Source organism: Sphaerochaeta sp. (assembly GCF_050178175.1).
GTDB lineage: Bacteria > Spirochaetota > Spirochaetia > Sphaerochaetales > Sphaerochaetaceae > Sphaerochaeta.
Genome location: NZ_JBFXGH010000104.1, coordinates 1 through 8,069 on the forward strand (window position 1 = coordinate 1; position 8,069 = coordinate 8,069).

6 protein-coding genes are annotated in these 8,069 nt (G+C 49.4%); 4 read left to right on the forward strand and 2 right to left on the reverse strand.

What is annotated here, in order from left to right; genetic code table 11:
• Positions 1-1,237: beta-N-acetylhexosaminidase (locus AB7S66_RS10080; protein ID WP_428519621.1), on the reverse strand; the 1,237-nt coding region annotated here is incomplete at its 3' end.
• Between the two features lie 161 nt (positions 1,238-1,398).
• Here AB7S66_RS10080 and AB7S66_RS10085 point away from each other — a divergent pair.
• The 4 genes from AB7S66_RS10085 (at position 1,399) to AB7S66_RS10100 (ending at position 5,893) form a co-directional block, all read left to right on the forward strand.
• Entirely contained in the window at positions 1,399-2,607 is a 1,209-nt protein-coding gene (locus tag AB7S66_RS10085) for an ROK family protein (protein ID WP_428519623.1), read from the forward strand.
• Complete coding sequence (locus AB7S66_RS10090; protein ID WP_428519625.1) at positions 2,600-3,508, forward strand: carbohydrate ABC transporter permease; 909 nt, start codon at positions 2,600-2,602, stop codon at positions 3,506-3,508. The genes AB7S66_RS10085 and AB7S66_RS10090 overlap by 8 nt, the downstream gene beginning before the upstream one ends.
• 2 nt (positions 3,509-3,510) lie before the next feature.
• Entirely contained in the window at positions 3,511-4,362 is an 852-nt protein-coding gene (locus AB7S66_RS10095; RefSeq protein WP_428519627.1) for a carbohydrate ABC transporter permease, read from the forward strand.
• A 172-nt stretch (positions 4,363-4,534) separates the two neighbouring features.
• A complete protein-coding gene (locus AB7S66_RS10100) occupies positions 4,535-5,893 on the forward strand; it encodes an ABC transporter substrate-binding protein (protein WP_428519629.1) in 1,359 nt (452 codons plus the stop codon).
• Between the two features lie 129 nt (positions 5,894-6,022).
• Here AB7S66_RS10100 and AB7S66_RS10105 read toward each other — a convergent pair.
• On the reverse strand, positions 6,023-8,069 hold a 2,047-nt coding region (locus tag AB7S66_RS10105; protein WP_428519631.1), incomplete at its 5' end, for a glycoside hydrolase family 2 protein.

The window sequence follows — 8,069 nt, forward strand, 5'->3', positions numbered from 1 at the left end:
CGAATTGGGCTACCTGGGTGATGCTGCTTACACCCAAATTCCCCATTTCCTCCTCATCATCAGTATGTTGATAATCAAAATAACATCCATCGGTATTGGGGCACATGATCACCTCATGTCCTCGCTCACTTGCTTCAATACCTCCGGCAACACCTCTCCAGGACATCACGATCAAATCCTTGGGAAGACCAAGGGACTCGGTACCCTCAAGGACCTCATCCCAGCCGATAGGACGTTTGCCTGCTTTGTTTACCATTGCACATATTTTACTGGTCATCCAACTCTGGAGTTCCTTTTCCTTGGATAATCCCTCTTCTTGCATTCTCTTCTGGCATTTGGGGCAGGATTCCCAGGCAGTGTGAGGACACTCATCCCCACCTATGTGGATATAGGGATCGCTGAACAGAGCAGCTATCTGGGTAATGGCATCTTCGAGGAACTCCAGCACCTGGTCGTTTCCTGCACAGAGTACTTCGTCAAATATTCCCCAGTGATCTTGTACTTCATACGGTCCTCCAGTGCAGCCAAAATGGGGATATGCTGCAAGGAGGGAGGAGACATGCCCTGGGGTCTCAATCTCCGGTACCACGATCATATGGCGGGCATGGGCGTAGGCTTGGACCTCCAGTATCTCCTCTTTGGTGTAAAGCCGCCCGTATGTTCGTCCGTCCGTGTATTGCAGGAGTGTTCTCTTGCTTGCCACCTCCTCCAATTGCGGCCAACCTTCCAAGGGAATTCTCCAACCTTGGTCGTCGCTCAAGTGCCAATGGAAACGGTTGAGATGATACAGTGAGGCCGCATCGATCAGTTTCTTGAGGAATGCAGGGCTGAAGTAGTGCCTGCTGCAGTCAATCATGAACCCCCTCCAGGTAAAGGAAGGGGCGTCCTCAATAAAGCAGCAGGGGAGCCTATGGTCGGAGGTATAGGTAAGGTTCCTTAGGGTAGAGATCCCACGGAATGCCCCTTCCTCATCGCTTGCCTTGATAACTACCTGCTTCTTGCCGATGGCAAGGCTGTATCCTTCCCTTGGAAAGCCCTCTTGTCGCTTTACCAGGATGTCTTCTCCGCCTCGTTGTACCTGCAGGAGTGCAGGGGCAGTCTCGATGAGGGATGTAAACGCTGGATCGACTGCGATGGTAATCCCATCGTGGAAGCGAAAGAATCCTTCTGTATCTTCAACGGTTCGAGGAAGGGGAAACAAGATTTCACTTGCTTTTACTGTATTTGTTTTGGTCATGGTCTTGTCCTACCACGACTGCAAGCTGAAGTCAAGTACAAGGGTTGTACAAACTCGTTGAAATAGTGCTTGACAGCTGGAAGGGGTGGTGTTACGCTTAGTTTGTACAGAGAGCGAACAAACAAATTTATACGCATGTACCTGGAGTATACAGAACCGGCATGAGAATCAACAACAACAATTTTCAGAAAAATGCAAATACTTCCTTGGTTGCACAGCTGATCTGGAAAAGCCCCGGTATCAGCAGGGTCGATATTGCCAGGGAACTGAACCTCTATCGTTCCACCGTTACCAATATCATCAGTGCACTCATTGATGATGAGGTGGTCTATGAGGGGGAAGAGGGAAGTGGCGTAAGCAGGGGGGGACGGAAGCCGATCCGCCTGAGGCTGAATGAACGCTTTGGCTGTGTGGTCGGTTTCGATATCCAGCCTTCGCACTATAGGGCGGTCATCATGGATATAACCGGTGGATTGCTTTACCAGAGCAAAGGGAAACTACCGGAAGTTGGATTTGATGAGATCCTTATCTTCCTGATGGACCTGGTGCTGACAGAGATAGAGAAGCTCTCCATCCCATTGCTTGCCGTCATTGCTGGAATCCCCGGTATTGTGAATGCAGAAGATGGCATCATCATGTATGCAGAACCCTTTGGTCTCAAGGACTATGATTTCTATGATTTCTTTGCAAAACGCTATGACGTAATGGTCTTTGTGGAGAATGATGCCAACTGCACGGCTTGGTTGGAGATGACGATCAACAGGAATGTGAATCTGGGTGATTTCATGTGCATGATTGCAGACTACCATGAAGGGAATTACCAGTTTGGGGACCGTGCAGGTATCGGTGTTGGTATCGGGCTCTCCATTGGGGGAAAAGTATATCATGGCTCCCATCACAGCAGCGGTGAAATCTGCACGCTGAGTTGGAGGGAGCATAACAAGGGACAGACTGGTTTGCCGGAAGAGCTGCTGATCAAGTCTGTCTCTGACGAAAACGCATGGAAGACATTCATGAAAGATCTGTTCGGATCCCTCGTTCCCATCCTTTCCGTACTGGATCCCCGTGTGTTCTTTGTCCATGGGAAACCGTTCAGTGATGAAGGAAGGATCAGGGAGTTCCTCCAGGGGGAGTGTCCGCAATTCCTTGCTGTCATGGACAAGATTGGATGCAAGTTGCTCTTCGATACCAAGGATGAGTTTGTGGTAGCAAAGGGAGCAGCGACCATGTTCTTGCAGAAATTGTTTGCAGTTCCTGAGCTCTCTGAAATTGAAAGTCGTACCCATTTCGATTGGGAGGATGTAATCGATCAAGCATATCCTATGAAGAAAACGTATAAAAAACCCAGGTTGGAGGTTACGCATGCCTAAAACGCATACGCTGGCAGATGCGAAGCGAGAGCAGAAAAGGGCTTATTGGACCTTGGTGCTTCCCGGCTTTCTCATCTATATATCGGTCATGGCATTCCCGACTCTCTTTTCGATCTATCTCAGTGTAAGCGATTATAGTGGAGGAAAACTCTTTGGTGGCAAGCCGGTACATCTGGTCGGCTTCAAGTGGTATCAGAATCTCTTCGCTGATGAGTATTTCTACCTGGCATTGAAGAACAACATGTGGATTGTCTTTGTATCTGTGTTTGGACAGATACCCCTCGGATTCTTTTTAGCCTACGTGCTGTACCGAGGAATTGTGAAGTTTGCAGATTTCTTCCAGACCATGATCTATCTTCCCACCGTCATATCAACCGTTGTCATCGGTATTCTCTGGAAATCATTCTTTGCCCCCTACGGTGCATTCCCTGAACTGGTGCGGTTATTTAATCCACAGTATGAGTATGGGATAAGCAATCACCCAATGCTGCCTGTTCTCTTTGTAATCCTCTGGATGTATACCGGCATGTATTTGATCATTTTCATTGCCAATCTGCAGAAAATTGACAGTGCCGTCATTGAAGCAGCCCGAATCGATGGTGCAACCGAGGGGCAAACGCTTCGCTACGTCATTCTTCCTGCCCTCTCAGGGGTGCTGGTTACCACAGCGATTCTCGCTATCAGTGGGTCGTTGAAGAGTTTTGACCTCATTTATGTTATGACTGCCGGTGGACCGGCAAACCGCACCAGTGTGCTCTCCATCTACATGTTCGACAAGGCCTTCAAGGGAGCCCCGCGATACCCTCTGGCCAATGCAATCAGCACGGTGATGGTCGTGATCAGTTTCATGCTTATCGGCCTGACCAAGTGGGTTGAGAAAAAGTTCGGGGGGAGGGAGTAACCATGCGTGATGTGAAAGATACCCGCTCAACCCGGGCAAAAATCAATCTTGGGTTGATCTATGCTGTCATGATTTTCTTTACGGTCATGGCTATCTATCCTCTGCTATGGCTTGTGATGAACTCCTTCAAGACCACTACTGAGTTCCAGTTGAATAAGCTGGGTATACCGCAGGATTGGGTCCTGATCAACTATCAGGATGCCTGGGTCAGGGGAAAATTCCCCACTCTGATACTCAACAGTATCATCTACACAGGTATTACCACGGTGGCAACACTGGTGTTTTCCTTCATGGCAGGCTTTGCATTCGCAAAGATTCCCCATAAGGCTACCAAGTATATCCATGGCTCCTTTGTCATTGGATTGCTGTTAACCCTCCAGTCAATCATGGTCCCGCTCTTCCTGATCATCAACTGGGTGGGATTGTACAACTCCCGCCTTGGTGTCCTTATTCCCTATATCGGGATAGCAATGCCGATGGGCATCTATCTTGGCACTGAGTATATCAAGTCCATTCCCACTGCCTTGGTTGAGTCTGCACGTATCGATGGGGCGACCTATATGAAGATATTCATCTCAATTATTGTCCCGATGGCAGCCCCTGTCGGAGTGACGGTTGCTATCCTTACAGTCACCGGTACTTGGAATGAGTTTATGTTGATCAATATCCTGACCAGTAGTGATGCTCTCAAGAGCCTGCCGGTAGGAGTACAGAAGTTTGCAGGAGCTCTGAGCAGTGACTTCGGGAAACAATTCGCTGCATTGGTGATTGGACTGATGCCGATGTTGCTCTTCTATATGTTCTTCCGCAAGGAGATTACAAAGGGTGTTGCTGCCGGCGCTGTGAAAGGCTAGCAGGTGAAACTGTTTGACAGCTGGTGGTTGTGATGGCAGTATTAGTTTGTACAAAGTATGAACTAAAAGATAGGGATTGCTTCACACCTGCAACAGGGTGTGGTGAAACAAGAACCGAGCGGATGGGGAGTCCAACCGCAGGAATGTAAGAAGAAGTCATTAGGAGGTAAAAATGACTGGTTTTAAGAAAATTTCCGTATTGGCGCTTGCGCTGCTGATGGTAGTAACATCAGTTTTTGCTCAAGGTACCAAGGAAGATGCTAGTGCATCTGGGCAAGTAGAGCTTACCGTGTTGAACTACATTGACATGTCCGAGCCAAACAGTGCCAATGAGATCAAGATGGTATGGGACAAGTTTGAGGAAGAGAATCCAGACATCAAGCTGGTCCGTGAGGATCTGTTCAATGAGCCTTTCCACCAGAAGACCGAAGCCTACGTTGCGAGTGGCCAGGTGCCTGATGTGTTGTACATGTGGCCCAGTGGTCGTTCCACCAGCCTTCACACTACCCATAGCGTGAAAGACCTGATGCCGTTCCTCGAGAAAGATGGTCTGGTTGACGATTACAATCCAGCAACCATTGCTCCACAGTTCGCAGGATATCTTGCTGAACTTCCCAATGGTGTCACCACCACACACATGCTCTATGTGAATGCAAAGGTGCTCCGTGAGAATGGTTTTGATATTCCCAAGAGCTATGACGAGATGAAAGCAATGGTCAAGCCATTGAAGGCAAAAGGCATTGATCTGATTGCCATGGATAACATGGATGCGTGGGTCATGCAGAGCTGTCTCTTTTCCATGGTCGTTGGACGTTACGGTGGAGTTGACTGGTATGACCAGCTTGTTGCCGGTAAAATCGACTTTACTGATGATTGGTTCGTGAAGTCCCTTGAGTTGATCGATGACATGTATAGCTCTGGAATGATCAATAGAAACAGCCTGAGCAGCCCCTACGGTTCCTCTCGTGGTAGTTTCGCAAGCGGGAAAGCTGCCTTCTACATTGATGGCGACTGGTCCACTGCATCCTTCCAGACTGATATCACCACCGGCAAGGCTCTGATCAGCCCGGAATCCCAGCAGAACGATTTTGAGCTCATGGTCATTCCCAACCTTCCTGGCGAAGTCATCAAGAACTCCAATAGTGGTGTTGTAGGAACTGGCTGGGGAATGAGTGCCAATATTCCTGCTGGTTCCGCCAAGGAAGCTGCTGCCTGGAGATTGATCAAGTACTTGCAGGGCGTGTATGTACAGACGTATCGCCTGACCACTGGTGCTTCCTTCCCTTCCAACCTCAATGTCGATGTCGAGAAGGTCGTGGAAGAGAAGAATCTTGAGCCGTTCATTGCCAAGAGGGCCGCCTACTATACCGCATACACCCCGATTACCCCGGTTATCGACGGTGTCTTGCACAGTGATGTCTACAATGTCATCAACACCGGTTTGCAGGAAATCGGTCTTGGGGACAAGACTCCCGCGCAGGTTGCCTCTGAAGTACAGAAAGCCTGGGACAGCTGGAAGAAGAACCAGTAAGTTCAAACAGGCATAACAATGAATGGGGGAGCCGTGAGGCTCCCCTGATTTGTGCATTTCCATCTCATGAAAATTTCTCAACATATACAAAGAGAGATACTTCCATCGAGCAATCTAAGCTGATTGCCCTTAGTGGCTGCTTCCCCAAAGATCATATATCTTCAGTTGCTTCTTGAAATCTTCCAGGCTGACTTCTTCTCTCGGCTTGAAGGTGACCACTTTCTGTGCGGTAGGACGGATTGCAAACAGATTGTCACTGAATACCCCACTGATGCCTTCAGCTTCCAGTGCGACCTCGAAAGCAGGATAGGTACAGCTTACAGTAACGGAGAATCCTCCAGCTGTTTTTGAAACCTCGCTCTTTATCCCAGGATTCTTCAGGTTGCTCCGCTTCGGCTTCTCCAACATCAGTTGATTCTCGATGTAAAGATCATCGCTTTTCAGTTTCAGATAGATGAAGGTGTTCTCCCGATCAATCTTGCGTTTCTTGTGAAGGTTGATGGTGCACATATGGGAGCTGCTTCTAGCCTTGCAGTCCATATGGTATTCCATCTTGTTCAGCTTCTTGCCTTCATAGGTACAGAACTTGACCGAGAGTTTTGCATCCTTGATCTCTTTTGGCCCGTCATTTACCACGTAGACCTCTACGATGCCGTCTTCCTTCATGTAGGCGATCGGGAGGGCGGGACTGTAGAACCGTTTTGCTGCATAGTGAAGCAGTTTCCAGTTGCCGTGGTAGTCGATGGAGGACCAGGAGGCAACAGGCCAGTTGTCATTCAGCTGCCAGTACAGTGCTCCCATGCAGTGAGGCATGGTGGTTCTCCAGTACTCGATCGCCATCTTCATCGCCTTGGCCTGTTGTACCTGCGAGAGGTAGAGCATTTGGGCGAAAGAAGAGGGGAAGCGGTAGTATCTGGTAAAGTTTTCCATGATGATGGAGTTGCCGCGAGGATTTTTCTGGTGATGTTCCATCACCTTGCTGGTAAGATTCCACATCTCTTCTGTGGCGTAGCTTTTCACTGTGTCCAGGAGCGGAAAACTCTGGAAGCCGAACTCACTCACAAACCGTGGGTTGATGGAGTAGTACTCCTCAAAGCTTTTCCCTTCATGCCAGACCGACCAGAAGTGCATGTCGCCCTTGCTGTCATCATGCCAGTTGTCCGAGTAATCATTCTCTCCAGCACTTGGGCTGCTAGGCCACCACTGCCTGCCCGGGTCAAGTTCCTTGATGACCCTTCCTACCACACCCTCATTGAGTCGGTCGTAGTCGATGACATAGCGGATATGATTCTTTCTCGACTCCTCGTACCAGGAGATGGCACCCAGATCCTCATTGTTCCCACACCAAAGGGCAAGGCTCGGATGATCCTTCAGCCGCGGTACCTGGTAACGGAGCTCTGCCTCCACACTGGCGAGGAACTCAGCATTGGTTGGGTACATTGAGCAGCTGAACATGCAGTCCTGCCACACAAGCAGTCCCTTCTCATCGCAAAGGTCATAGAACACATCTTTCTCGTAGAGGCCACCTCCCCAGACGCGGATCATATTCATGTTTGCATCAACACAGGACTGCAACAAATACTCATAACGATCGGGGGTCAACCGACCGGGGAGGGCATCGAGAGGAATCCAGTTGGTACCTTTTGCAAAGATATCACGTCCATTGACGTTGAATACCAGGGGCTTGCCGCCATCTGGTTCAGCTTCGGTGCGTAAAAGCAAGGTCCTGAACCCGATGCGTTTTTCTGTCTGTTGGCTTCCAACGCTCAGTTGCAAAGGATAGAGCGTTGCCTTTCCTTCTCCATGGGGCCACCATCGTTTCACCTGTTTGCACTGAAGGCGGAACTCTATCTTGTTGAGCCCTTGCTTCATATGCACCGTCCCTTCTTGCTCTGAGCCAGCCAGCATAAGACGGCAATCAAGGCTCTGTTCCTGTCTTGCGTTGTAGATTACCCGCACTACAGCGTCCCATTGGTCTTTCCCCATCTCAATGGTATCGCAGGTCAATTCCTCGATGATACCTTCATCGATGAATGAGAGCTCAATCGGTTCATATACACCCATGGCGAGAATGCAAGGACCCCAGTCCCAACCACTGTGGCACTGACTCTTGCGTACCAGGTTGCGGTGCTTTGCACTTACGGGATACTCAGAGTAGGGGATCGGATAGGGAAGG